This is a genomic window from Providencia sp. PROV_01, assembly GCF_053098325.1.
In genome coordinates, this window is sequence record NZ_JBRFKD010000002.1 from 4,040,605 (window position 1) to 4,063,615 (window position 23,011).

24 protein-coding genes are annotated in these 23,011 nt (G+C 40.0%); 11 read left to right on the top strand and 13 right to left on the bottom strand.

The annotated features are described in order from the left end of the window. Positions 1-89: 89 nt before the first annotated feature. Complete coding sequence (gene epmA, locus ACU696_RS19565; protein ID WP_004908119.1) at positions 90-1,067, bottom strand: elongation factor P--(R)-beta-lysine ligase; 978 nt, start codon at positions 1,065-1,067, stop codon at positions 90-92. Between the two features lie 803 nt (positions 1,068-1,870). On the opposite strand from epmA, the gene frdA reads away from it, so the two are divergent. From frdA to frdD, 4 genes are read left to right on the top strand one after another with little or no spacing between them, the layout of a single operon-like run. Then, positions 1,871-3,667 (top strand): fumarate reductase (quinol) flavoprotein subunit, encoded by a 1,797-nt coding sequence (gene frdA, locus ACU696_RS19570; protein WP_004258614.1) that lies wholly within the window; start codon positions 1,871-1,873, stop codon positions 3,665-3,667. Beyond that, complete coding sequence (locus ACU696_RS19575) at positions 3,660-4,394, top strand: succinate dehydrogenase/fumarate reductase iron-sulfur subunit (protein ID WP_004258616.1); 735 nt, start codon at positions 3,660-3,662, stop codon at positions 4,392-4,394. The genes frdA and ACU696_RS19575 overlap by 8 nt, the downstream gene beginning before the upstream one ends. A gap of 14 nt (positions 4,395-4,408) precedes the next feature. Continuing rightward, entirely contained in the window at positions 4,409-4,804 is a 396-nt protein-coding gene (gene frdC / locus ACU696_RS19580) for a fumarate reductase subunit FrdC (protein WP_109911650.1), read from the top strand. Between the two features lie 15 nt (positions 4,805-4,819). Continuing rightward, positions 4,820-5,173, top strand: a complete 354-nt coding sequence (gene frdD, locus ACU696_RS19585) for a fumarate reductase subunit FrdD (RefSeq protein ID WP_004258620.1) — start codon at positions 4,820-4,822, stop codon at positions 5,171-5,173. Between the two features lie 63 nt (positions 5,174-5,236). Here frdD and tetR read toward each other — a convergent pair whose 3' ends face one another. Further along, entirely contained in the window at positions 5,237-5,836 is a 600-nt protein-coding gene (gene tetR / locus ACU696_RS19590) for a tetracycline resistance transcriptional repressor TetR (RefSeq protein ID WP_117162571.1), read from the bottom strand. An 81-nt stretch (positions 5,837-5,917) separates the two neighbouring features. On the opposite strand from tetR, the gene tet reads away from it, so the two are divergent. Next, entirely contained in the window at positions 5,918-7,114 is a 1,197-nt protein-coding gene (gene tet / locus ACU696_RS19595; protein ID WP_196723502.1) for a Tet(A)/Tet(B)/Tet(C) family tetracycline efflux MFS transporter, read from the top strand. Positions 7,115-7,191: 77 nt separating this feature from the next. After that, positions 7,192-7,773, top strand: coding sequence for a TetR/AcrR family transcriptional regulator (locus tag ACU696_RS19600; RefSeq protein ID WP_196719656.1), 582 nt, complete (start codon positions 7,192-7,194; stop codon positions 7,771-7,773). A gap of 139 nt (positions 7,774-7,912) precedes the next feature. Here ACU696_RS19600 and ACU696_RS19605 read toward each other — a convergent pair whose 3' ends face one another. The 5 genes from ACU696_RS19605 to ACU696_RS19625 form a co-directional block, all read right to left on the bottom strand. Then, positions 7,913-9,097 (bottom strand): MFS transporter, encoded by a 1,185-nt coding sequence (locus ACU696_RS19605; protein ID WP_117162574.1) that lies wholly within the window; start codon positions 9,095-9,097, stop codon positions 7,913-7,915. A 51-nt stretch (positions 9,098-9,148) separates the two neighbouring features. Beyond that, entirely contained in the window at positions 9,149-9,931 is a 783-nt protein-coding gene (locus tag ACU696_RS19610) for a helix-turn-helix transcriptional regulator (protein WP_117162575.1), read from the bottom strand. A gap of 161 nt (positions 9,932-10,092) precedes the next feature. Next, on the bottom strand, positions 10,093-10,857 hold the full coding sequence (locus tag ACU696_RS19615; RefSeq protein WP_196723503.1) for a helix-turn-helix transcriptional regulator: 765 nt from the start codon (positions 10,855-10,857) through the stop codon (positions 10,093-10,095). Between the two features lie 15 nt (positions 10,858-10,872). Continuing rightward, positions 10,873-12,066, bottom strand: coding sequence for an MFS transporter (locus ACU696_RS19620; RefSeq protein WP_209101820.1), 1,194 nt, complete (start codon positions 12,064-12,066; stop codon positions 10,873-10,875). A gap of 39 nt (positions 12,067-12,105) precedes the next feature. Next, positions 12,106-12,867, bottom strand: a complete 762-nt coding sequence (locus ACU696_RS19625) for a hypothetical protein (RefSeq protein WP_109911642.1) — start codon at positions 12,865-12,867, stop codon at positions 12,106-12,108. Positions 12,868-13,073: 206 nt separating this feature from the next. Here ACU696_RS19625 and ACU696_RS19630 point away from each other — a divergent pair, with 206 nt between their 5' ends. Continuing rightward, complete coding sequence (locus ACU696_RS19630) at positions 13,074-13,283, top strand: helix-turn-helix domain-containing protein (protein ID WP_004908101.1); 210 nt, start codon at positions 13,074-13,076, stop codon at positions 13,281-13,283. A gap of 111 nt (positions 13,284-13,394) precedes the next feature. On the opposite strand, the gene sugE is transcribed toward ACU696_RS19630, so the two are convergent. Beyond that, positions 13,395-13,709: a quaternary ammonium compound efflux SMR transporter SugE gene (sugE, locus tag ACU696_RS19635; RefSeq protein WP_123382250.1), complete on the bottom strand. Its 315-nt coding sequence runs from the start codon at positions 13,707-13,709 to the stop codon at positions 13,395-13,397. A gap of 269 nt (positions 13,710-13,978) precedes the next feature. On the opposite strand from sugE, the gene ACU696_RS19640 reads away from it, so the two are divergent. From ACU696_RS19640 to ACU696_RS19650, 3 genes are all read left to right on the top strand, one after another. After that, a complete protein-coding gene (locus tag ACU696_RS19640; protein ID WP_123382249.1) occupies positions 13,979-14,887 on the top strand; it encodes an EamA family transporter in 909 nt (302 codons plus the stop codon). Positions 14,888-15,226: 339 nt separating this feature from the next. Beyond that, complete coding sequence (cstA, locus tag ACU696_RS19645) at positions 15,227-17,320, top strand: pyruvate/proton symporter CstA (RefSeq protein ID WP_004908095.1); 2,094 nt, start codon at positions 15,227-15,229, stop codon at positions 17,318-17,320. A gap of 248 nt (positions 17,321-17,568) precedes the next feature. Further along, on the top strand, positions 17,569-17,766 hold the full coding sequence (locus ACU696_RS19650) for a YbdD/YjiX family protein (RefSeq protein ID WP_004908094.1): 198 nt from the start codon (positions 17,569-17,571) through the stop codon (positions 17,764-17,766). A gap of 78 nt (positions 17,767-17,844) precedes the next feature. Here the strand turns inward: ACU696_RS19650 and efp are convergent, their stop codons facing one another. After that, a complete protein-coding gene (gene efp / locus ACU696_RS19655; protein ID WP_004258667.1) occupies positions 17,845-18,411 on the bottom strand; it encodes an elongation factor P in 567 nt (188 codons plus the stop codon). 43 nt (positions 18,412-18,454) lie between these two features. Here efp and epmB point away from each other — a divergent pair, with 43 nt between their 5' ends. Next, positions 18,455-19,483, top strand: a complete 1,029-nt coding sequence (epmB, locus tag ACU696_RS19660) for an EF-P beta-lysylation protein EpmB (RefSeq protein WP_004908091.1) — start codon at positions 18,455-18,457, stop codon at positions 19,481-19,483. Between the two features lie 44 nt (positions 19,484-19,527). Here the strand turns inward: epmB and ACU696_RS19665 are convergent, their stop codons facing one another. The 4 genes from ACU696_RS19665 to ACU696_RS19680 form a co-directional block, all read right to left on the bottom strand. Then, positions 19,528-19,872, bottom strand: a complete 345-nt coding sequence (locus tag ACU696_RS19665) for a DUF4156 domain-containing protein (protein ID WP_004908089.1) — start codon at positions 19,870-19,872, stop codon at positions 19,528-19,530. A 418-nt stretch (positions 19,873-20,290) separates the two neighbouring features. Then, the gene (groL, locus tag ACU696_RS19670) at positions 20,291-21,934 is read right to left on the bottom strand and encodes a chaperonin GroEL (protein WP_164529182.1); all 1,644 of its coding nucleotides are present in this window, start codon (positions 21,932-21,934) and stop codon (positions 20,291-20,293) included. 51 nt (positions 21,935-21,985) lie between these two features. Next, positions 21,986-22,279, bottom strand: a complete 294-nt coding sequence (locus ACU696_RS19675) for a co-chaperone GroES (RefSeq protein WP_004908085.1) — start codon at positions 22,277-22,279, stop codon at positions 21,986-21,988. 163 nt (positions 22,280-22,442) lie between these two features. Further along, positions 22,443-22,958 (bottom strand): FxsA family protein, encoded by a 516-nt coding sequence (locus ACU696_RS19680; RefSeq protein ID WP_004908083.1) that lies wholly within the window; start codon positions 22,956-22,958, stop codon positions 22,443-22,445. Positions 22,959-23,011 lie beyond the last annotated feature (53 nt).

The following is a 23,011-nucleotide window of genomic DNA, read 5'->3' on the forward strand; positions in this document are numbered from 1 at the left end:
CAAAATAAGAATGCAGCCATTTGGCTGCATTCAGACTGCTGACAAACATATTATGTTTGGCAGCAAGTCTAATCGGTTTTGAAAATAAATTACGCGATAGTGACAGGGAATGCGATCACATCACTGATTTTATCTGCATTTAAAGCAATCATAATCAGCCTATCAACCCCAACAGCGACACCAGAACAATCAGGTAAACCATGCTCTAAAGCCGCGAGCAAGTGCTCATCAATAGGTGCAGTAGGTAGCCCCATTGCCGCTCGCTTACGGTTGTCTTGTTCAAATCGCTGGCGTTGTTCGCTTGCATCAGTGAGTTCATGGAAACCATTTGCTAGTTCCATTCCCTTATAATACACCTCAAAACGCTCAGCAACACGATGATCTTCCGTGCTAATTACGGCAAGAGACGCTTGGGTTGCAGGGAAATGATACACGACTGCAGGCTTTTCTTTACCAATATGAGGCTCAACGCCCATGGTAAATAGCAGTTGAAGTAAGGTATCTTTATCTTCTTCCTGATCCGCGATATTGCTCAAATCTAAACGGGCTGCAACCTCACGTAATTCACTTTTTTCAGCAGATAACGGGTCAATATCCAAATAGCGTAAAAATGCTTGTTGGTATGAAAGTAGCTCTGCACTCTCACATTCTAAAACTTGTTGCAGTAGGTCATCCACTTCATTGATCAAGCGATACATATCAAAATGCGGGCGGTACCACTCTAACATGGTAAATTCAGGGTTATGATGTCGCCCTGCTTCTTCATTTCTAAAGCTACGACCTAACTGATAGATAGGACCACTACCGGCCGCTAATAAACGTTTCATGTGGTATTCAGGGCTGGTCATTAAATATAAATTAATACCTTGCGCTGCACCAGGGCCCACAAAACGCGTTTCAAATGGAACAAGATGAATGTCAGTGACTGTTGCCTGACTCATTGCGGGGGTTTCGACTTCAAGTACACAACGATCAGTAAAAAAACGTCTGATTTCCGCAATTATTTTTGCGCGCTGTAACAGGTTAGCGATGGGGGCGGTTGGCTGCCAATTCGCTATATCACTCATTAAGATGACTCCAAAATAAACTTAGTCGTGCAGTGTACCCACCTCACAGGCAACACACAATGCATTTACACTGATAATGCATATTTATCTGAACGTAAATACTTGCAACTGTCGGCATGATGATGAGTAAGTAGAGATAGCCTGATTATCTCTTGCTTTATACGATTAGGCAAAGCCTTTACTTTTAGCTTTATCCTACAGAGGTGGGAAGAGTAATGAAAGTAGCCAGAAACATGATTAATTCTTATATTATGTGACATATCTGTTACTAAAAAAGCGAAACGATTCGCTTTCTCAATCTATTTTAAAATTTTCTGTTCAAAATTAAATTTATTCTAAATAATAAATAGTGAGACTCCTCGCAAATTAGCATTCAATATGAATTAAACTCTTCAGCTATAATAATAGTATTAATCACTTATTATTGATAAAACCTGAGTAATTCACTTGGTTTTATACACTAAAAGTCTATGTAAATTTAATGATAATCATTTGAAATTCCTTTTTATTCGGTGTTAACAGCCTAGAAAATCCAGTAATGTAAAAACAATTTATAAAAAGAAGATCTATCTCACACTTTATCGCTAAATTTGGCCAAAACACCCCTCTATATCAAATTTATCTTGAGGACTATTCGCTATAATTCACAGCATGATAAGTCATTATTAGCTATTATATTATTTACTATTAAAAAACAGATATTTCGTAGTTTAGCTTTAAGTTGAACTGAAAATGACGTAGCTAATTATCAAAAGTATTTAAAAGAATTTATCAATTTTACACTTGAACAATGGAGAAGCGCAGTGCAAACCTTCAATGCCGATTTAGCGATTATCGGGGCCGGGGGCGCAGGCTTACGTGCAGCAATTGCTGCCGCTGAAGCAAATCCCAATATCAAGATTGCTCTGGTCTCAAAAGTATACCCAATGCGTAGTCACACTGTGGCCGCAGAGGGGGGATCAGCAGCAGTTACTCAGGCTCATGACTCCTATGACTATCATTTTAATGATACTGTAGCTGGTGGGGACTGGCTGTGTGAGCAAGATGTTGTCGACTATTTTGTCGAACACTGCCCAACAGAAATGACCCAACTAGAGCTATGGGGCTGCCCGTGGAGCCGTAAACCAGATGGTTCAGTTAACGTTCGCCGTTTTGGTGGAATGAAAATTGAGCGTACGTGGTTTGCTGCTGATAAAACTGGCTTCCACATGCTCCATACCCTGTTCCAAACTTCATTAAAATATCCACAAATTCAACGTTTTGACGAACATTTTGTTCTCGATATCATTGTTGATGAAGGCCAAGTCCGTGGTCTTGTCGCGTTAAATATGATGGAAGGAACAAAAGTCCAGATCCGTGCTAATGCCATCGTGATGGCAACTGGCGGTGCTGGACGCGTTTATCGCTACAATACCAATGGCGGTATTGTAACCGGTGATGGTATGGGTATCGCATTCCGCCATGGCGTGCCGCTGCGTGATATGGAATTTGTTCAATATCACCCAACTGGGTTACCGGGTTCAGGTATCTTAATGACCGAAGGTTGTCGTGGTGAGGGCGGGATCCTTGTCAATAAAGACGGCTATCGCTACCTGCAAGACTACGGAATGGGGCCTGAAACTCCACTGGGTAAACCTGAAAATAAATATATGGAACTGGGTCCACGTGACAAAGTTTCCCAAGCGTTCTGGCACGAATGGCGTGCAGGCCGTACGATCAGCACTCACCGTGGTGATGTCGTCTATCTGGATCTACGTCACCTTGGCGCAGAAAAACTGCATGAGCGTTTACCATTTATTTGTGAATTGGCGAAAGCCTACGTAGGTGTTGACCCAGTAACAGACCCAATTCCTGTTCGCCCAACCGCTCACTACACCATGGGTGGTATCGAAACGGATCAACGCACAGAAACACGCATCAAAGGCCTATTTGCTGTCGGTGAGTGTTCTTCTGTTGGCTTGCACGGTGCAAACCGTTTAGGTTCTAACTCATTAGCTGAATTAGTTGTATTTGGTCGTCTGGCAGGTGAAGAAGCCGCTCGCCATGCTGCTGAAGCAACACCAGCCAATGCAAATGCTATCGAAGCCCGTACTCGTGATATCGAAGCTGACCTCAGCAAACTCATGAACCAAAAAGGGAAAGAGAGCTGGTCGAAGATCCGCGACGAAATGGGTATTTCAATGGAAGAAGGCTGCGGTATCTACCGTACCCCCGAATTAATGCAAAAAACCGTTGATAAAATTGCTGAGCTGAAAGAACGCTTCAAACACGTCGAAATTACCGACCATAGCAGCGTATTTAATACTGACCTACTGTACACCATTGAATTAGGCTTTGGCCTTGATGTGGCGGAATGTATGGCTCACTCTGCAATCAACCGTAAAGAATCACGTGGTGCACACCAACGTCTCGATGAAGGCTGTACTGAGCGTGATGATGTTAATTTCCTTAAACATACTTTGGCATTCTATAACCCAGAGGGCTCCCCTCGTTTAGAGTACAGTGACGTGAAAATCACGAAATCTCAGCCAGCTAAACGTGTTTACGGTGCCGAAGCTGAAGCTCAAGATAAGGCGAAGAAGGAGCAAGCTAATGGATGATATGAAACACCTAAAAATGGAGATCATGCGTTACAATCCGGAAACGGATAGTGAGCCCCATTTGGTGACGTATGATGTCCCTTACGACGAGCAAACTTCTTTGTTAGATGCGTTAGGCTATATCAAAGATAACCTCGCTCCAGACCTGTCTTACCGTTGGTCTTGTCGTATGGCGATTTGTGGTTCTTGCGGCATGATGGTGGATAAAGTACCTAAACTGGCGTGTAAAACATTCCTGCGTGAATACCCGCAAGGTATGAAAGTTGAGCCATTAGGTAACTTCCCAATCGAGCGCGACCTTGTTGTTGATATGACTCACTTTATTGAGCGTTTAGAAGCGATCAAACCGTATATTATCGGTAATGACCGTAAACCTTCTGAAGGCCCAAATAAGCAAACGCCTGCACAGATGGCCAAATACCATCAATTTTCAGGCTGTATCAACTGTGGTCTGTGCTATGCAGCTTGCCCACAATTTGGACTGAACCCAGAGTTCATCGGCCCAGCCGCGATCACATTGGCAGAGCGCTACAATTTAGATAACCGAGACCATGGTGCGAAAGAACGCATGACCTTATTAAACGGTGACAATGGTGTCTGGAGCTGTACGTTTGTAGGCTACTGTTCTGAAGTCTGTCCTAAGCATGTTGACCCTGCGGGTGCGATCCAACAAGGGAAAGTTGCCAGCGCGCAAGACTTTGTTATCGCCATGCTGAAGCCACGATAAGGAGAATTGAAGTCATGACTACGAAACGTAAACCCTATGTCAGAGAAATGAAGGGTGATTGGTGGCAAAAGCTGGGTTTTTACCGCTTTTACATCATGCGTGAAAGTACCTCCGTCCTTCAGGTCTGGTTCAGTATTTTAGTCCTGTATGGGGTATTTGCGCTGAAAAGCGGTCCAGAATCATGGGCTGGCTTTGTTGGGTTCTTAAGCAACCCAATCATTCTTATCATTAACATTATTACTTTGGCGGCAACATTATTGCACACCACAACGTGGTTCAAACTTGCACCAAAAGCCGTCAGTATTATTGTAAAAGATAAGAAAATGTCTGAGGAGCCTATCGTTAAAGGCTTCTGGGCTCTTACGATTGTTGTTACGGCAGCAATCTTAGCAATCGCATTGTTATTTTAATCTAAGGAGAATCTGATGAATCTAACGCCTAAACGTTCCGATGAGCCGATTTTCTGGGGGTTATTTGGTGCAGGTGGTATGTGGAGTGCTGTAATTGGCCCTGCAATCATCATTCTGTTAGGAATTTTAATTCCTCTCGGTGTGGCACCAGAAATGCTGAGCTATGAGCGCATTATGGCATTTAGCCAAAGCTTTATCGGCCGCGTTTTCTTATTACTGATGATTATTTTGCCAGTTTGGTGTGGTATGCACCGTATCCACCATACGCTGCACGACTTTAAAATCCATGTCCCTGCGACAAAATGGGTTTTCTACGGTGGCTCAGCAATCATTAGTGTAATTGCAATTATTGGTGTATTTACTCTGTAAATAATGCAATCACACATTATTTTAATAAAAGGTATGACAGCACATTGTCATACCTTTTCTTTTTTAGGGCTTAAAGCCTCGAATAAGTGATTCTAAACCAAACAAAAATGCTTCTGTTCCATCATCATTATCCATGATTTGAATAGCTTCTTTTAATAACAATGGCATCGCTCCGTCTTGTTCAACATCTCTCTCACCCATTGCTGCCAAATGTTCTTGCTGCTCAAGTACTGAACCTAATGTAAAGTGCCCCACTGCACTCACTGCGTAAAGGCCACTTTTTAATGAAAAACCGCTATCAATCATAAACTGCAATTGTTTTTCCACCGTGGCGTATTGCTCTGCACTAGGCCGCGTGCCTAAATGTACCTTTGCCCCATCACGGTAACTAAGTAAGGCTCGACGAAAACTTAGTGCATTATGGCGCAAGAACTCCTGCCACGTTTCACCTTCAACAGGTAATGGATGGTCATGATGTCGTTTTAACATTTCAACCGATAATGCATCCAACAATGTGCGCTTGTTCTTTACATGCCAATACAGTGTGGGTTGCTCAACCCCGAGCTTTTGAGCCAATTTTCGCGTTGTCAGTCCTTCCATTCCCACTTCATTCAGCAAATCTAGTGCAGCCGTAATAATGGTTTCTTTATCCAATCTTGCCATCGCTTTCCCCTTAATTTTCTATTGACACTCTATCACTGATAGGGATACATTCCAAATCTATCAATGATAGAGAAATGAATAATGAATAAATTTGCGATCACTGCATTAACGATCACCGCCCTTGATGCTATGGGGATCGGTTTGATCATGCCTGTTTTACCTGCCTTACTCCGCGAGTATGTGACGCTAGAAAACTTGGCAAATCATTACGGTATCTTGCTGGCTTTGTACTCCATCATGCAGGTATTTTTTGCCCCAATATTGGGCAGATGGTCTGATAAATTCGGTCGCAAGCCTATTTTGTTGATCTCCCTTGCAGGAGCCGTACTGGACTACAGTTTATTGGCTTTATCGAGCTCACTTTGGATGCTGTATTTAGGCCGTTTAATTTCAGGGATCACTGGCGCAACAGGCGCCGTAGCGGCTTCTGTTATTGCCGACAACACTGCCCCACAAGAACGCACTAAGTGGTTTGGGCGATTAGGCGCAGCATTTGGCGTGGGGTTAATCGCCGGCCCTGCGATTGGGGGCTTTGCAGGGCAATTTTCCCCACATTTACCTTTTGTTATTGCGGCTATTTTGAATGCGTGCTCTTTTGTCGTGATCTGGCTTATTTTTAAAAATAAAAATGCCATACAGAATGATCAAAATGAAACTGTAGAGCTGTCAGTTCCCTTCATACAGCTGATAAAACCCGTTATTTTGCTACTTTTTGTCTTTTTTATGGCACAGTTAATTGGTCAGATCCCTGCAACAACCTGGGTGCTATTTACCGAAAATCGCTTCCAATGGAATAGTGTGCAAGTTGGGTTATCTTTGGCTGGCTTAGGCGTTATGCATACCCTATTCCAAGCTTTTGTTGCTGGCGCCATTGCCAAAAAATTCAATGAAAAGGTAACAATCATTGTCGGCTTTGTCGCAGACGGAAGCGCATTTATTATTTTGTCATTACTCACCGAAGGTTGGATGATTTACCCTACATTAATCTTACTCGCCGGTGGTAGTATTGCATTACCAGCACTACAAGGGTTGATGTCAGCTCACGTCAATCACGCTAATCAAGGTAAATTACAAGGAGTATTAGTGAGTTTAACCAATGCCACAGGGGTAATTGGCCCATTACTATTTAGCGTTATTTTTGGCCAAACATTGCTGATATGGGACGGTTGGGTGTGGATGATTGGGGCTATGCTTTATGCGTTACTTATCGTCATTTATTTACTTTTTTGTGCTAAAAAAGCTTTAGAAACAAAAGAAATAAAACTATCGGCAGGCTAAATGTTAGGGTAACTCATTTAAATGCTATGATGCCTGAATAATCTTTGTTGTGAAAAGAACATTAAGAGAAAAACTCAATGACAACACCACCTAAAAAGCCAAGAACGAAACCTGCGGAAGAAAGGTTAGATGACCTGATGAATGCAGCGGAAAAACTCTTTCTTTCCAAAGGGTTTGTCAATACAACTGTCAGTGAAATTGTCATCGTTGCCGATGTCGCAAAAGGTACTTTTTATCACTACTTCCAATCCAAAAATGACATTATGGAAGCCTTACGCACACGCTACATGGACTGGTATTTAGGCTACATTCAATCTGCTTTAGATTCACAAAAAAGTGCCACTGCCAAGCTGAAATCGTGGTGTGAAAATAGCGTCAAATACTATGTTGAAAAACAAAATATTCACGACATGCTATTTCATGACGAATACCACGGCCGCAGTAATGATCATGAAACCCGTGCAGTTGAACAGATTAAAGCTATTTTAGCTTTTGGTGAGCAAAACAAAGCATGGCCAGAATTGCCACATGAATTGATGGCGACAATGATTTATCACTCCATGCATGCTGCTGTTGATAATTTAGCCAATAGTACTGAGTATGATCAACATACTCTGGGCGAGATCCTATACCAACGTTTCAGCCAACTCATCAAATAACACATTTAATACTGGGTTTTATTTTTCATCCGCAAAATTTTTGTATACCCAATAGGGTGGCAATCTTATTTTCTATTACTACAGCTCTATAATTTATGATGATTTCCCCCCTAACGGGGGGATTAAATCATGGTTAACACTAAGCAGGGTTTGGTTTTGGCAAACAAGCAGATACAAAGTAAAAAAGCCCACAAACCGCAATAAATAGCCCAACATAACCTAGGTTAAAGTGACCTAAATAACTGACAATCAGAGGGGTGATCCCACCGATAGAGGCAGCTGCGCTATTATAACCAACACCTAATATTGTTGCCTGCCCATTAGATTTGCCCATCAGTACCGCTGATAAATTACACAATATCATCGCTGAGTATGCGGACATAACAACTTGAGTAAAAAAGACTAGAAGCAAACTATCTATTTGTAATAAAAAATAAAGTGGCGCTGAAAACAACACCATCCCTTTAACGCCCATATCAAAAACAGATTTAGCCGAACTATACTTGTCTGTTAGCCAACCGCATATCATCATAAAAACTAGCAATAAACCGGATGAAAATATTTCATAATAATTTTTTATCTCATCTATCTTTAATTGTTGAATAATTAGTGAGGTTGACAAACTTTGAGAGTAAAAAGTGACAGTACCTGGAATGGTAAATAAGAACACCCAAAATACATGATACCAACTAAATATCGCTTTTTTATCTAACTCATTTTTATAATTAGGTAATTTAGCTCTAAACCAAAAGCTAATAAAAATATTAACCAAACCAATTAACAATGGAATTCTCCATCCAATTGACTGCATAGTATCTTCAGATAACGTATTCTTTAGTATGAAAACGATAGCTAATGATGCAATGACTCCACACAAAGAACTACCAACAATAATTGACGAAACTCTAGATCGAATATTTCCATCTAAATCCTTAAATAAATATGTAATTAGAGAAGGAAATTCACCTGCGAAGCTAAAAGAAAGAGCCAATTGTAAAATTAATATCACTAATGGCGTATAGTTCCCTAATAATTCAATGGGTAACAGTGCCATCATTAATGTTGCCGTACCGGTTATCAAGCTTGTTAATACTAGGGCTGACTTTTTTCCTACCGTATCAGCATAGCGACCGATAACATATCCGCCTAAAGGGCGGATTAAAAAACGTAATGCAAAGATACCCCATACTATTTCTGTCGCTTGAAAATAACCTAATTTAGTTAATTCAATACTTAAATAAGTAGATATAGCTGCAAAAACTGCAATATCATAGTATTCCAAAGCATTACCAGCAACTGCACCAAATCTAAATTTCCATTTCATTTTTGTCCCTTTTCTATTAATGACTTTCCTTGTAGCAAAATATTCTGGCCTTCAGGGATAACTAGCCAAAGACTCCAAACAAGCAAGGGTAATGCCATTTTCTTTTAATGCCTGAAATAAGCCGCTAGGTGAAGTATAAGAGCAACCTAATTTTTCCTTAATACGTTGAATACGTTTGTTTTCTGTCGCTTCTGAACAACCTTGGATATAACTGATTTCTTTTACACGACAATGTGATAATAACAATCGAATACTAATTATTTCTTTACGAGTAAAACGAATATTACCAAAACGCATATAAGGATGAATATCTAAAGGTTCAAGCTCTTGTTCACTAAGCTTATAAACTCTATTCTGTGGAAACTTAATTTCCTCGCGCAAGGGTAAAATAGCATAATTATCTTTGCCTTTTTTCCATGATTCATACGCAAAATCTATAATCGTTGGCCTACACTTATAAAGTGATATCATATCGTTGAGTGAAATTATCCTCCTAGAATTAATGGAGACAATGTCATACATGTTTCCATACTTCGCACAAAAATCAATTTTCAATTTTCTTTTTTTAGTTTTTGCTAATGTGTTTATAAAGCTTTCTGAGTAATTACTCCAGTATTGAATCCCTGGAGATAACCGTTCACTTAAACGTAAATCTAAATCAGCATTCCAATATATGAGCAGCCATTCGTAATTATTTGACATAATACTCACTTGCTTATTACTAAGATCAACTCTGGTTATGGACAAATCTATATCATTCCAATCAAAATACTTTGAAAAAAGGCTTGTTAAATTAGAACAGGATTTTTCTAATAAATTATTTTCTATATCCATACACTATCCTTAATTTGATTATTTTTTAAATTATTAGATTAAAATTAATACTTTTAAAAAACAGTATACTTATTAGCATCTGGAAGTTAATGAATTAAAGGCTCCACATCCCTACTCTCAATTTGGTTAATAATTCAATACGTTAAAATAGATATTTTAAATTAAGGGTAACTTACCAGAGACTCCAGACAAGCAAGGGTAATGCCATTTTCTTTTAATGCCTGAAATAAACCGCTAGGTGAAGTATAAGAGCAACCTAATTTTTCCTTAATACGTTGAATACGTTTATTTTCAGTCGCTTCCGAACAACCTTGGATATAACTAATTTCCTTTACCCGGCAATGTGATAATAGTAATCGGATAGTCATCATTTCTTTACGGGTAAAACGAATATTACCAAAACGCATGTAGTGGTGAGCATCTAAAATATCTCGGTTATTATCTTCAATTTTTTGAGATAAGCTTATGTCAGCCCTAAGTGGTAAAATAATATTTTCATTATCTTTCCAAGCATGTTGGGAGTAATCAGAAATAACTGCTCTTAATTTATAGAGTTCTAATAATTCATTACTTGTGAATTTTTTTCTTGAATTTATTGAGGTAATTTCATATATACCACCATATTGGGTACAAAAATCCACCTTCATTTCTTTCTTATCTGTTTTAGATAATGTTTTTTGGAATGCGGCAGAGTAATTATTCCAATATTGAATACCGGGGGTTAATCGTTCCTTTACTTTTTTATCTAGGTCATCATCCCAAAACATTAAAATCCACTCATAGTGATTTGAAATAACTTTTACCACGTTATTTGTTACATCCACTCTACTGTAAGTCACATCCATATCATTCCAATCGAAATATTTTAAAAACTTATCACCAAAACCAGAACAAGACAGTTCTAAGTGTTTATTTTCAATATTCATACATCCCCCTTAAATTTAAGCAGTTAATAACCTTTGTTTTTTATTCAATAAAAATGACGCAAATAGCGTTAACGAGCTCAATGAAACAAAAACACCCACCAAGGAAACATCAATGAGGACTAAGTAATTGATAATTAATGGCGTTAACCCACCTATAATCGTCGATGCAAGGTTATACCCCATACTTAACGTCGTAACTTGCCCATTGGCTGGTTTTGCCATCGCATAATTCCAATTGCATAACACCATCGCTGAAATAATAATAATTGACGATTGGGAGATAAGTACTAATGATAAAACCTTAGTAGACATTAGGTAATAAATAGGAATTGATAATATCGTAGCGAGCTTTACCCCTAAGTTAAACACCCGCTCAGAGTAGCTGTATTTATCTGTTAGCCAACCAACTATTGCCATTAAAACCAATAATAACGTTGATGATATCATTGAATATATGCTTTTAAATTCTTCGAGTTCTAGCTCCTTAAGTAAAAACGAAGATGAAAAATTTAAGGTATAAAAAACAACCGAACCAGGAATAACAATCAGTAAAATATTAAATGCCTTAAGCCAATCTATTCTTTGGCGCCCATCATATTCAATGGGTTGGTCTGGTAAGCGATAGCGAAACCAGAAACAGATCAGTATATTACCTAAACCTAATAGCAGTGGTATTCTCCATCCCACTCTTTGCATGGTTTCAGGGGTTAATATATTTTCAAGAATTAACACAATTCCTAACGAGCCAATAACGCCAACAACCGCACTTCCAGTTAACAACGCTGAAATTCGACCTCGTTCTTGGGGTTTAGAATCTTTATATAAATAGGTAGACAGTGATGGGCTTTCACCCGCAAAACTAAAAGATAGCAACATTTGAAGAAATAGGATGGCTAAAGGTGTATATATCCCTAATAATTCAATAGGCAGAAATGCCATACACAATGTGGCACTACCGGTAAGAATGCTGACCAAAATCATTGCCGGTTTTTTACCGACTTTATCCGCATAACGGCCAATTACATCCCCCCCTAATGGCCGAATAAGAAAACGTAAAGCAAAAATCCCCCACACCAGCTCCGTTGCTTGCTGATAACCTAGGCGGGTTAATTCTGCACTTAAATATGATGAAATTGCAGCAAAAATTGCAACATCATAAAATTCTAAGGTATGCCCTGCGACAGCACCAAAACGTAATTTCCATTTCATAAAATGATCCCATGTCCCTATAGAAAACCAATAGTTAAATTAATTAATAGGCATTAATTTTTCTAAACTTGTTAATGTAATGCCGTGACCTTCCATTACCGAAAAGCATTCCTTTTGAGAGACCATTTCACAGTTTAATTTTTTCTTGATGTTTTTAACTCTTATATATTCCACCTCTTCCGAACAGCCTTGAATACGGCTAATTTCCTTGATATTTCGGTGGGAAAGCAACAAGCGGATGGTTAATGCTTCTTTGTTTGAAAATGATAACTGACCAAAACGTATAAAATTAGGGGTTTCCTTACTTCTACAAATAATAGGTACAGGTTCATCTAATTCAATTTTTTGGCGTAACGGTAATGCCACCGTTTTATTTTCAGACCATTTTTCATATGCATAATCAGAAACTATTGAACGCCATTGATATAATGAAAGTAAGTACTCATATGAGACTTTATGGTTTCCATTGAGTGAAAATATCTCAAATAAATTATTGTACCTATTACAAATATCAATTTTTTTATTTCCTTTATCGAGTTTTGTTAATATTTTCTGGTATGCATCTGAATAATTACTCCAATATTGCACCCCAGAGAATAACCGTTCTTTTAATGATAAATCCATATCATGATGCCAATAAATTAACTGCCACTCATAATTACTAGATAATGTGTATATCTTTTCCTCATCAACATTAATAATCGTATAATGGATATCAATATCATTCCAATTAAAATAATTGCAAAGATCTAACTTTACTCTAGTGCTTATTTTTTCCATCTTATTGTTTTCTATATCCATAAAAATCACCTTATAGTTATTTAAATAAAAATAAAGATAATAAAAGCGTTTAACCCATATCTTTAGCACATAAAAATAAATATTCAAAGACCAAAATTTAAAGGGATTTAAAATTAAGAATTATTTTTTTATCTTGATATCTAAATTTAGTTCCAGCTAACTTAAATAATTTCAATTATATTTATATATTCACTATTGGAGATCGTATGAAACAAGATTGGCATTCAGCTGATATTATTGCAGCGATAAAGAAAAAAGGTTCTTCTCTTTCACAAATATCACGTTCAGCAGGGTTAAACTCATCAACATTAAATAACGCCTTGTCAAGACGTTGGCCTAAAGGAGAGCGTATTATTGCCGAGTTTTTGGGTGTTGCACCATCTGAAATTTGGCCATCGCGTTATAACGAAAAATAACATAAGAATAGTTTTCTTTATGCCAATAAAATATCAAGAAGATAAAGCGGGTAACTTTCTCTGTCTCCCGCTTATTATTCATTTTTAATTAAATAATAATTAATTTGAAAATTAACTTGATACTTTTAAACCAATTAACCCGGTAATAATCAAAGCAAGGCTTAACAAGCGGAACATATTTGCTGACTCACCAAGGAAAATAATCCCAACAATTGCTGTGCCCACAGCCCCAATCCCCGTCCAAATGGCATAAGCCGTGCCGACCGGTAAATCACGCATGGCGTAGGCTAATAGCCCCATACTCGCAATAATGGCGATAATGGTAATAATACTCGGCGTTAAACGGGTTAAGCCATGGCTATATTTTAGCCCTACAGCCCATACCACTTCTAATAAACCTGCAAATAAAAGGACGATCCAAGCCATGATTGCTTGCTCCCGTTAATTACTCGGGGTCGTCCCCATATTTAAATGACGTTGATTCAGGCCGTCCTGAATACGTATGATGTATGAATACATTATAAATATTCACAGACCCAGACTCAAGCAACGAAAAATAACAAATAAGCGCAAATCAACCATAAAACTTAACCTTTTTATACCGTTTTTTATTATTAAGCATCATAACCATCGCACTCAAAATTATACACATGTAAAGTAGATGTCTAATCTGGCAAGTTCATCGAGAAAATAGCATGAGTCTCAGAGACATCTTACTCGCCCTTTGTGTAGTCGTAATTTGGGGGGTTAACTTCGTTATCATTAAACTCGGCGTTACCGCACTTCCGCCGTTATTATTAGGCGCATTACGTTTCATGTTTGTAGCCTTTCCTGCTATTTTTATTTTCAAGCGCCCCAAAATTCCGTTCAAATTATTGCTTCTCTATGGGCTCACCATCAGCTTTGGTCAATTTGCCTTCTTATTTTGTGCGATTAGAGTGGGGATGCCAGCGGGGATTACCTCTGTTATCTTGCAATCTCAGGCCTTTTTTACCTTATTGCTCGGCGCAATGATTTTAAAAGAATCATTACAACCAACCCATTTTATTGGCATGTTTATCGCGATTGCAGGGCTAACGGTTTTAGCCAATGGCGCCACCGTCGGTGGGCTAGATGATATTCCATTACTCGGGTTAGTATTTACTTTAATTGCTGGTTTATCATGGGCTTGCGGCAACATTACCAATAGAATCATAATGAAACAGGAAGGTGCTGAGAAATGCAGTGCCCTATCATTGGTCAGTTGGAGCGCGCTGATCCCAATCATTCCCTTTTTGATTAGTTCATGGGTTTTAGAAGGTGAAGAAGCCATTGTTGAAGGGCTATCAGGCTTTAATTGGTCAGTCTTTGGTGTCATTATCTATTTAGCTTATTTATCAACATTTGTCGGCTATGGGCTTTGGGGAGTCCTGCTCGGCCGTTATGAAGCTTGGCGTGTTGCTCCTTTTTCATTGTTGGTTCCAGTCTTTGGTTTAAGCAGCAGTGCTTTATTCCTTGGAGAGCATATAAATGGCGTACAAGTTGCTGGCCTCGTTTTGATCATGTTTGGCCTAATTACCACGCTTTTTGGTAAAAAAATAATCCAACAATTAAGACGAGCCTAGTTAACTAATTAATAGTCGGGAGTTTTTTAGCTTCCGATTATTTTCTTTTCTTTAACCATTCTCGTATCAACAAAAACATCGTAACAGACATTATCACTAAAAAACATCAAAAACCCAGATAAAAAACCAATTCATCAAATAATCGCTAGCTCAAAACCAGATAAAATCCAATAAATAATCCTAAATTAGTGATACTGACAACAATTATTAAATTTATCTCAAATTTCAATTAGGTGTCTCGTTTTAGCTACTTTTTCTTTAACTTAACTATGGCTATATCTTCCTCAGTTTCACTTAAATAAATAACAAATATCATTCATTGAACAGATGGGGATGGCTATGGGTAAACAATTTATTTGGATTGTGCTCGCTCTGCTCGGTGCTTTTTCACTTGGCTACATCGCTTTATATCGTGGCGAACAAATCAATGCCTTGTGGATCGTTGTCGCTGCCGTATGTATTTATCTGATTGCATACCGCTATTACGGGCTTTTTATTGCTAAAAAAGTACTCCAAGTCGATGCAACTCGAATGACGCCTGCAATTCGTCATAATGATGGCTTAGATTACGTACCAACAGATAAAAAAGTATTATTTGGTCACCATTTTGCCGCTATCGCAGGCGCCGGCCCACTGGTTGGCCCTGTTCTTGCCGCGCAAATGGGCTATTTACCCGGTATGCTGTGGCTACTCGCTGGGGTTGTGCTAGCTGGTGCCGTACAAGATTTTATGGTGCTGTTTGTCTCAACACGTCGAGATGGCCGCTCACTGGGTGAATTAGTCAAAGAAGAAATGGGCAATACCGCAGGGGTGCTGGCTTTAATCGCTTGTTTTATGATTATGGTAATCATCTTAGCCGTACTTGCCATGATTGTCGTAAAAGCCCTCACTCATAGCCCATGGGGAACTTATACGGTTGCCTTTACTATTCCTTTAGCGATTTTTATGGGTATTTATACCCGTTATATCCGCCCAGGACGCATTGGTGAAGTTTCTATTATTGGGCTAGTTTTTCTTGTATTTGCAATTATCTCAGGGGGTTGGGTTGCTGAAAGCGAAACTTGGGCACCTTACTTTGACTATACAGGTGTTCAACTCACTTGGATGTTAGTCGGTTATGGCTTTGTTGCTGCCGTTTTGCCAGTTTGGCTATTACTCGCTCCCCGCGACTATCTATCAACCTTTTTAAAAATCGGGACTATCATTGGATTGGCAATTGGTATTTTAATTCTCAATCCAAACTTACAGATGCCATCGTTAACGAAATATATTGATGGTACAGGCCCAGTTTGGGCAGGTGATTTGTTTCCATTCTTATTTATTACGATTGCTTGTGGCGCCGTTTCTGGCTTCCATGCACTGATTTCATCAGGCACCACACCAAAAATGTTGGCTAATGAAAACCAAGCTTGCTTTATTGGCTATGGTGGCATGTTAATGGAATCTTTCGTAGCAATTATGGCATTGGTTGCCGCTTGTGTGATTGACCCGGGTGTTTATTTTGCCATGAATAGTCCCATGGCGATGTTAGCTCCCGCAGGTACGCAAGATGTGGTCGCCTCTGCGGCCCAAGTTGTCAGTAGTTGGGGCTTCCAAATCACTCCTGAGCAGCTCAACAGCATTGCGAATGACGTGGGTGAAACCAGTATTATTTCACGGGCAGGCGGTGCGCCAACACTGGCAGTTGGGATGGCGTATATTCTTCACGGTGCGCTTGGCGGCTTGATGAATGTGGCATTCTGGTACCACTTTGCCATATTATTTGAAGCATTATTTATTTTAACCGCGGTGGATGCAGGAACCCGAGCAGCACGTTTTATGCTACAAGATTTACTGGGAGTGGTGTCTCCATCTTTGAAACGTACGGATTCGCTACCCGCCAACTTGATAGCAACTGCACTGTGTGTGCTAGCTTGGGGTTATTTCCTCCACCAAGGCGTTGTCGACCCACTTGGTGGTATTAACACCTTGTGGCCATTGTTTGGTATCGCGAACCAAATGTTAGCAGGTATGGCATTAATGCTGTGTGCTGTGGTACTGTTCAAAATGAAGCGCCAAAGATATGCATGGGTCGCTTTAGTACCAACAGCATGGCTGTTAATCTGCACGATGACTGCAGGCTGGGAAAAAACCTTCAGTGAAGATGCCCGCGTCGGTTTCTTAGCTGTAGCAAATAAATTCCAAGCGATGATTGATAGCGGCAATATTCCTGTTCAATATACAGAGTCTCAATTAACTCAGTTAATTTTCAATAACCGCTTAGATGCAGGGTTAACTATTTTCTTTATGATTGTCGTGGTATTACTGGCTCTATTCTCCATCCGCACCGCGTTGAAGGCATTAAAATCTGACCAACCAACTGCGAATGAAGTACCATATGAACCCATGCCAGCCAACTATGAAGAAATCGTGGCAAATACCCGCCATCATTGATTTTCGCGGAAAAGCTTGTCACTGTTTAGGACATATACTCTTTCTCCAAAATAATTCACGTTGGAGCAAGGCGGCAAAGAAGATAATCCCTAGGAGCATACTCCAGTATGTGACTAGGGTTAGCGAATGAAGCCAACGCAGCAACAGCGTGAAGTATGAAGGAGAAAATAGGAGCATACATAACAGTATGTGACTAGGGTTAACAAGTGAAGCCAACACCGCTACAACACAAAATATGACGAGGATTTATGTTTGGAGAACTGGGAAAAGCGGCCCGCTACCTAGGCCAAGCGGCAAAAATGATGGTTGGCGTTCCCGATTACGACAACTATGTCGCTCATATGCAAAGAACACACCCTGACCAAACGCCTATGACCTATGAAGAATTTTTCAAAGAGCGTCAAGACGCACGTTACGGTGGCAAAGGTGGGTTTAAGTGCTGTTAATCACTTAAAATAGACAAAAAAAGCCGTGGTCGAGTACCACGGCTTTTTATTTTTAACGATTCAGTATAGGATCAACCGTTATTTTACGCGTGAAACATACTCACCTGAACGAGTATCAACACGGATAACTTCACCGATCTGAACAAACAGAGGAACCTTAACCACTGCGCCAGTGCTCAGTGTTGCAGGTTTACCACCTGTACCTGCGGTATCCCCTTTCAGGCCTGGGTCAGTATCGGTAATTTCTAACTCAACAAAGTTAGGTGGAGTTACCGCGATAGGACGGCCGTCCCACAGTGTTAAAATACATTCTGCTTGGTCAACTAACCATTTCGCGTTATCGCCAACGGTTTTTTCGTCCGCTGCTAACTGTTCAAAAGTTTCGTTGTTCATGAAATGCCAGAACTCACCGTCGTTGTATAGGTAAGTTAAGTTCATATCCATGACATCTGCACCTTCAACAGAGTCAGTAGACTTAAATGTTTTTTCCAACAGTTTGTTAGAAATCAGTTTACGGATACGCACACGTGCGAATGCTTGACCTTTACCCGGTTTGACGAATTCACTTTCTAAAACGACACAAGGCTCGCCATCTAACATGATTTTAAGACCTGAGCGGAATTCATTGGTACTATAAGTAGCCATGGTGATCCTCTAATTTATAAACTAAAAATGGCATAGCCAAAAAATGGTCGATATTGTAACTCAAAATACCTCATCCAGAGAAGTCTGGATACAACAACTTGCTGAAGCAATCACTAATCCAGATGAATTGCTGCAAATACTTAACCTAGAAAATCATCTTTTATCGAAAGAAGGCAGTGAGGCACGTAAATTATTTCCTTTACGCGTTCCAGTGCCCTTTATTTCCCGCATGAAAAAAGGTGATCCACTAGACCCTCTGCTATTGCAGGTATTAACTGCAAAAGCAGAGTTTGATATACATCCAGGTTTTTCTACTGACCCACTAGAAGAGCAGGATAATGAAATTCCAAGTTTACTGCATAAATACCACAACCGCGCATTACTGCTGGTAAAAGGTGGCTGCGCAGTCAACTGTCGCTACTGTTTTCGCCGGCATTTTCCTTACGAAGACAACAAAGGAAATAAAAATAACTGGTTGATGGCTGTGGATTATATAAAAAACCACACCGAACTCAATGAAATCATCTTCTCAGGTGGTGATCCGTTGATGGCAAAAGACCATGAACTTGATTGGCTCATCAGCCAATTAGAGGCGATTCCTCATATAAAACGCCTTAGAATTCATACTCGTTTGCCTGTGGTGATACCAGAACGCATTACAGATACGCTCTGTAAACGTCTTGCTAGCTCTAGGTTACAGGTCATTATGGTTACACACGTTAATCATGCTAACGAAATTGACGAGCCATTCACCAAGGCAATACAAAAACTAAAACTATCAGGTGTGACATTATTAAACCAAAGCGTATTACTGCGCCAAGTTAATGACAACGTGACGGCTCTGATGAATTTAAGTAATGCCTTATTTGATGCAGGTATTTTACCTTATTACTTACATGTATTAGATAAAGTTCAAGGCGCTGCGCACTTTTTAGTGAGTGATACCGAAGCTAGACAATTGATACAGCAATTACTGAGTAAGGTCTCTGGGTACCTTGTACCTAAGCTCGCTCGGGAAATAGGGGGAGAGCCAAGTAAAACACTGCTTGACCTTAACTTAAGACAGAACTAGAAAGCAAAACGCCCAAACAATTATTTGGGCGCTATGAATTCATTTTAGGGGCACTTATAAACTTGGCCAACCATTTTGCTATCTAATGGAATGAAGCTAGATAACACGGTTTCACTTGGACTTGATGCACCAAAAATCACGTTACCGCCCATCGCCGCTGCTTTATTACGTAAATCATTTGCTGCGCTGCGCATTGAGCTAGATTCATTGTTGACACCACTCAACCAGTTGCTTTGAGTCCCTGCAACCTGACCGAGAAGTTGGCAATCACTTCCAGGTTGATTCTCAACAAAACGAACTTGTGAGCCTGCCGCAGTCAAATTAGTTGTTGTTGAACAACCTGCTAAAAGCAATAATGCAGCAGCACCAAGCAAGACTTTAATTCGCATGTTTTCCCTCATTTTTCATTGTGTTTTTGCAGCTGGTTTGAAAATCTCTTTAGTTCCAATAGCCTACTAATTGAAATATCTAGGAGGTGATTAACATACAGCGTCATAATTGCCGCACATCACCAGCCGAATAGAGTCTACCACAAATTAATCAAGAACCTGCTCTATTCTTTGCTAATTCAAACCACTTACCTTACGTTAAATATAACCTGCGAAGCAACATTGACGCAAAAATAAATCATATAACGCATTAATTGTATCTTGTTTTGATATATTACCTTCATCAATAATTAATGGTTATTTATTAATTAAAAATCAATAAAAAAACCGGCACCGCTAGAAATATAACGATGCCGGTCTTATGGTGGGTAGCCCTAACCTAGTTAGTAACTACTTGAGCTTGATGTCGCCAACTGGCTTACATCATACCGCCCATTCCACCCATGCCGCCCATACCAGCAGCACCTAAGTCAGGTGCATCTGATTTTGGCAGATCAGTGATCATCGCTTCAGTTGTGATCATCAGACCTGCGATAGACGCTGCGAATTGCAGAGCAGAACGCGTTACTTTAGTTGGGTCTAAGATACCCATGTCGATCATATCGCCATAAGTGTCAGTCGCCGCGTTGTAACCTTCGTTACCTTTTGCTGCTTTCACGTTGTTAACAACAACAGAGGCTTCTTCACCTGCGTTAGTAACGATTTGACGCATTGGCGCTTCCATCGCACGCAGAGCAACACGAATACCTACGTTTTGTTCTTCGTTTTCACCAGTCAGTGCTTCCAGTTTCGCTGCAACGCGAACCAGTGCAGTACCACCACCAGCAACAACACCTTCTTCGACAGCGGCACGAGTTGCATGCAGAGCATCGTCAACACGAGCACGTTTTTCTTTCATTTCAACTTCAGTTGCTGCGCCCACTTTAATTACTGCGACACCGCCTGCTAATTTAGCAACGCGCTCTTGCAGTTTTTCACGGTCGTAATCTGAAGAAGATTCTTCGATTTGTTGACGAATTTGAGTAACACGGTTTGCAATCGCAGACTCTTCACCCACACCATCAATGATAGTGGTTGTGTCTTTGTTGATAACGATACGCTTTGCTTGACCTAAATCTTCTAATGTCGCTTTTTCTAACTCCATACCGATCTCTTCAGAGATAACAGTACCATTGGTCAGAATTGCGATATCTTGTAGCATTGCTTTACGACGGTCACCGAAGCCGGGTGCTTTAACCGCTGCAACTTTAACAATACCACGCATGGTGTTAACAACCAGAGTTGCCAGTGCTTCACCTTCAACATCTTCAGCGATGATTAACAGTGGTTTGCTTGCCTTAGCAACGCCTTCTAATACTGGCAGTAATTCACGGATGTTAGAAACTTTTTTGTCAACTAACAGGATGAATGGGTTTTCTAACTCAACAGCACCTGTTTCTGGTTTGTTGATGAAGTAAGGAGACAAGTAACCGCGGTCAAATTGCATACCTTCAACCACATCCAGCTCGTCTTCCAGACCAGTACCTTCTTCAACCGTGATAACGCCTTCTTTACCGACTTTATCCATCGCTTCCGCAATTAATTTACCCACGGTTTCGTCGGAGTTTGCAGAAATCGTACCAACCTGTGCGATTGATTTAGTGTCTGAACAAGGAACAGACAGTGCTTTCAGTTCTTCAACAGCAGCAAGAACTGCTTTGTCGATACCGCGTTTCAGGTCCATTGGGTTCATACCCGCAGCAACCGCTTTTAAGCCTTCAGTAATGATAGCTTGAGCAAGTACAGTTGCCGTTGTGGTACCGTCACCTGCAGCGTCGTTAGCTTTAGAAGCAACTTCTTTCACCATTTGTGCGCCCATGTTTTCGAATTTGTCTTCTAATTCGATTTCACGTGCAACTGAAACACCATCTTTGGTGATAACTGGTGAGCCAAAAGATTTATCTAAAACTACGTTACGGCCTTTAGGACCTAAAGTCACTTTTACTGCGTCTGCCAGAACATTCACACCACGAAGCATTTTCGTACGTGCATCACTACCAAATTTAACGTCTTTAGCTGCCATTATCTCTTTCCTTCAAATTCTTTTCGTTCGTTGAGAAGTTTTAAGTGAAAATTACGCTTCAACAATTGCCAGAATGTCACTTTCGGACATAATCAGGACTTCTTCATTGTCGATTTTTTCAGCTTTCACGCCATAACCATCGTTAAAGATTACGATATCGCCAACTTTCACATCCAGTGCTTTGATTTCACCATTTTCGAGGATGCGGCCGTTGCCAACTGCAAGAACTTCACCACGAGTTGATTTGCTTGCAGCAGTACCCGTCAGAACGATCCCGCCTGCAGATTTTGATTCAACTTCTTTACGTTTAACGATAACACGGTCATGCAATGGACGAATTTTCATTAATAGTTCTCCTATAAATAAAGTCCATACTAGGTAAAAGGACGATACCAGCATGTCTTAAATAAACTAGTACCATGTTTGAGCAGATTGGGGCGAAGAAGAGGGACTTCAAGGGGGGAGATAAAAAATTTTTCATTTTTATCTCCCCATAAATAGGATGGTTTTATGGTTTAGGGCGATCGTCTTTATCTGACGAATCTGTTTTATCTGAATTATCGATTGTAAAAGAAGGATCGTCTTGCTTACGTTGGAATTCCCCCTCAAAAGTATCGCCACGTTGAAAGCCGCCATTTCCCGTTTGGTTAAAACCAGCACCTGGTTGGTAGAAACGAATATGAGGAATTAAGCGCATTACAATAAGCTTTTGAATTGGCGGTAGTAATAACAGTAAACCAATAAAATCCGTAAAGAACCCAGGCACAATCAACAAGAAACCCGCTAAGACCAATGCAACGCTCTTGATCATTTCAGCTGCAGGGCTTTCACCTGATGCTAACTTTTGTTGGATTTGCAGTACATTTTTCATACCTTGATTTTTCACAAGTGACACACCTAAGCAGGATGTCAAAACGACTAAAATTAACGTCATTAAAACACCAACTTCAGATGCAACCCGCACAAAAATGACGGATTCAATGTAAACGAGAATACATATCAGAATGAGTGGTAACCAGCGCACAAGTTCTCCTTTATTTCAATAAGCTATCGATTATTTTACGCCCCTAGGGAAAC

Coding starts and splice junctions, on each gene's coding strand:
- epmA (WP_004908119.1), bottom strand. CDS start 1,067: ATGAGTGATATAGCGAATTGGCAGCCAACCGCCCCCATCGCTAACCTG.
- ACU696_RS19575 (WP_004258616.1), top strand. CDS start 3,660: ATGGATGATATGAAACACCTAAAAATGGAGATCATGCGTTACAATCCG.
- frdC (WP_109911650.1), top strand. CDS start 4,409: ATGACTACGAAACGTAAACCCTATGTCAGAGAAATGAAGGGTGATTGG.
- frdD (WP_004258620.1), top strand. CDS start 4,820: ATGAATCTAACGCCTAAACGTTCCGATGAGCCGATTTTCTGGGGGTTA.
- tetR (WP_117162571.1), bottom strand. CDS start 5,836: ATGGCAAGATTGGATAAAGAAACCATTATTACGGCTGCACTAGATTTG.
- tet (WP_196723502.1), top strand. CDS start 5,918: ATGAATAAATTTGCGATCACTGCATTAACGATCACCGCCCTTGATGCT.
- ACU696_RS19600 (WP_196719656.1), top strand. CDS start 7,192: ATGACAACACCACCTAAAAAGCCAAGAACGAAACCTGCGGAAGAAAGG.
- ACU696_RS19605 (WP_117162574.1), bottom strand. CDS start 9,097: ATGAAATGGAAATTTAGATTTGGTGCAGTTGCTGGTAATGCTTTGGAA.
- ACU696_RS19610 (WP_117162575.1), bottom strand. CDS start 9,931: ATGGATATAGAAAATAATTTATTAGAAAAATCCTGTTCTAATTTAACA.
- ACU696_RS19615 (WP_196723503.1), bottom strand. CDS start 10,857: ATGAATATTGAAAATAAACACTTAGAACTGTCTTGTTCTGGTTTTGGT.
- ACU696_RS19620 (WP_209101820.1), bottom strand. CDS start 12,066: ATGAAATGGAAATTACGTTTTGGTGCTGTCGCAGGGCATACCTTAGAA.
- ACU696_RS19625 (WP_109911642.1), bottom strand. CDS start 12,867: ATGGATATAGAAAACAATAAGATGGAAAAAATAAGCACTAGAGTAAAG.
- ACU696_RS19630 (WP_004908101.1), top strand. CDS start 13,074: ATGAAACAAGATTGGCATTCAGCTGATATTATTGCAGCGATAAAGAAA.
- sugE (WP_123382250.1), bottom strand. CDS start 13,709: ATGGCTTGGATCGTCCTTTTATTTGCAGGTTTATTAGAAGTGGTATGG.
- ACU696_RS19640 (WP_123382249.1), top strand. CDS start 13,979: ATGAGTCTCAGAGACATCTTACTCGCCCTTTGTGTAGTCGTAATTTGG.
- cstA (WP_004908095.1), top strand. CDS start 15,227: ATGGGTAAACAATTTATTTGGATTGTGCTCGCTCTGCTCGGTGCTTTT.
- ACU696_RS19650 (WP_004908094.1), top strand. CDS start 17,569: ATGTTTGGAGAACTGGGAAAAGCGGCCCGCTACCTAGGCCAAGCGGCA.
- efp (WP_004258667.1), bottom strand. CDS start 18,411: ATGGCTACTTATAGTACCAATGAATTCCGCTCAGGTCTTAAAATCATG.
- epmB (WP_004908091.1), top strand. CDS start 18,455: ATGGTCGATATTGTAACTCAAAATACCTCATCCAGAGAAGTCTGGATA.
- ACU696_RS19665 (WP_004908089.1), bottom strand. CDS start 19,872: ATGCGAATTAAAGTCTTGCTTGGTGCTGCTGCATTATTGCTTTTAGCA.
- groL (WP_164529182.1), bottom strand. CDS start 21,934: ATGGCAGCTAAAGACGTTAAATTTGGTAGTGATGCACGTACGAAAATG.
- ACU696_RS19675 (WP_004908085.1), bottom strand. CDS start 22,279: ATGAAAATTCGTCCATTGCATGACCGTGTTATCGTTAAACGTAAAGAA.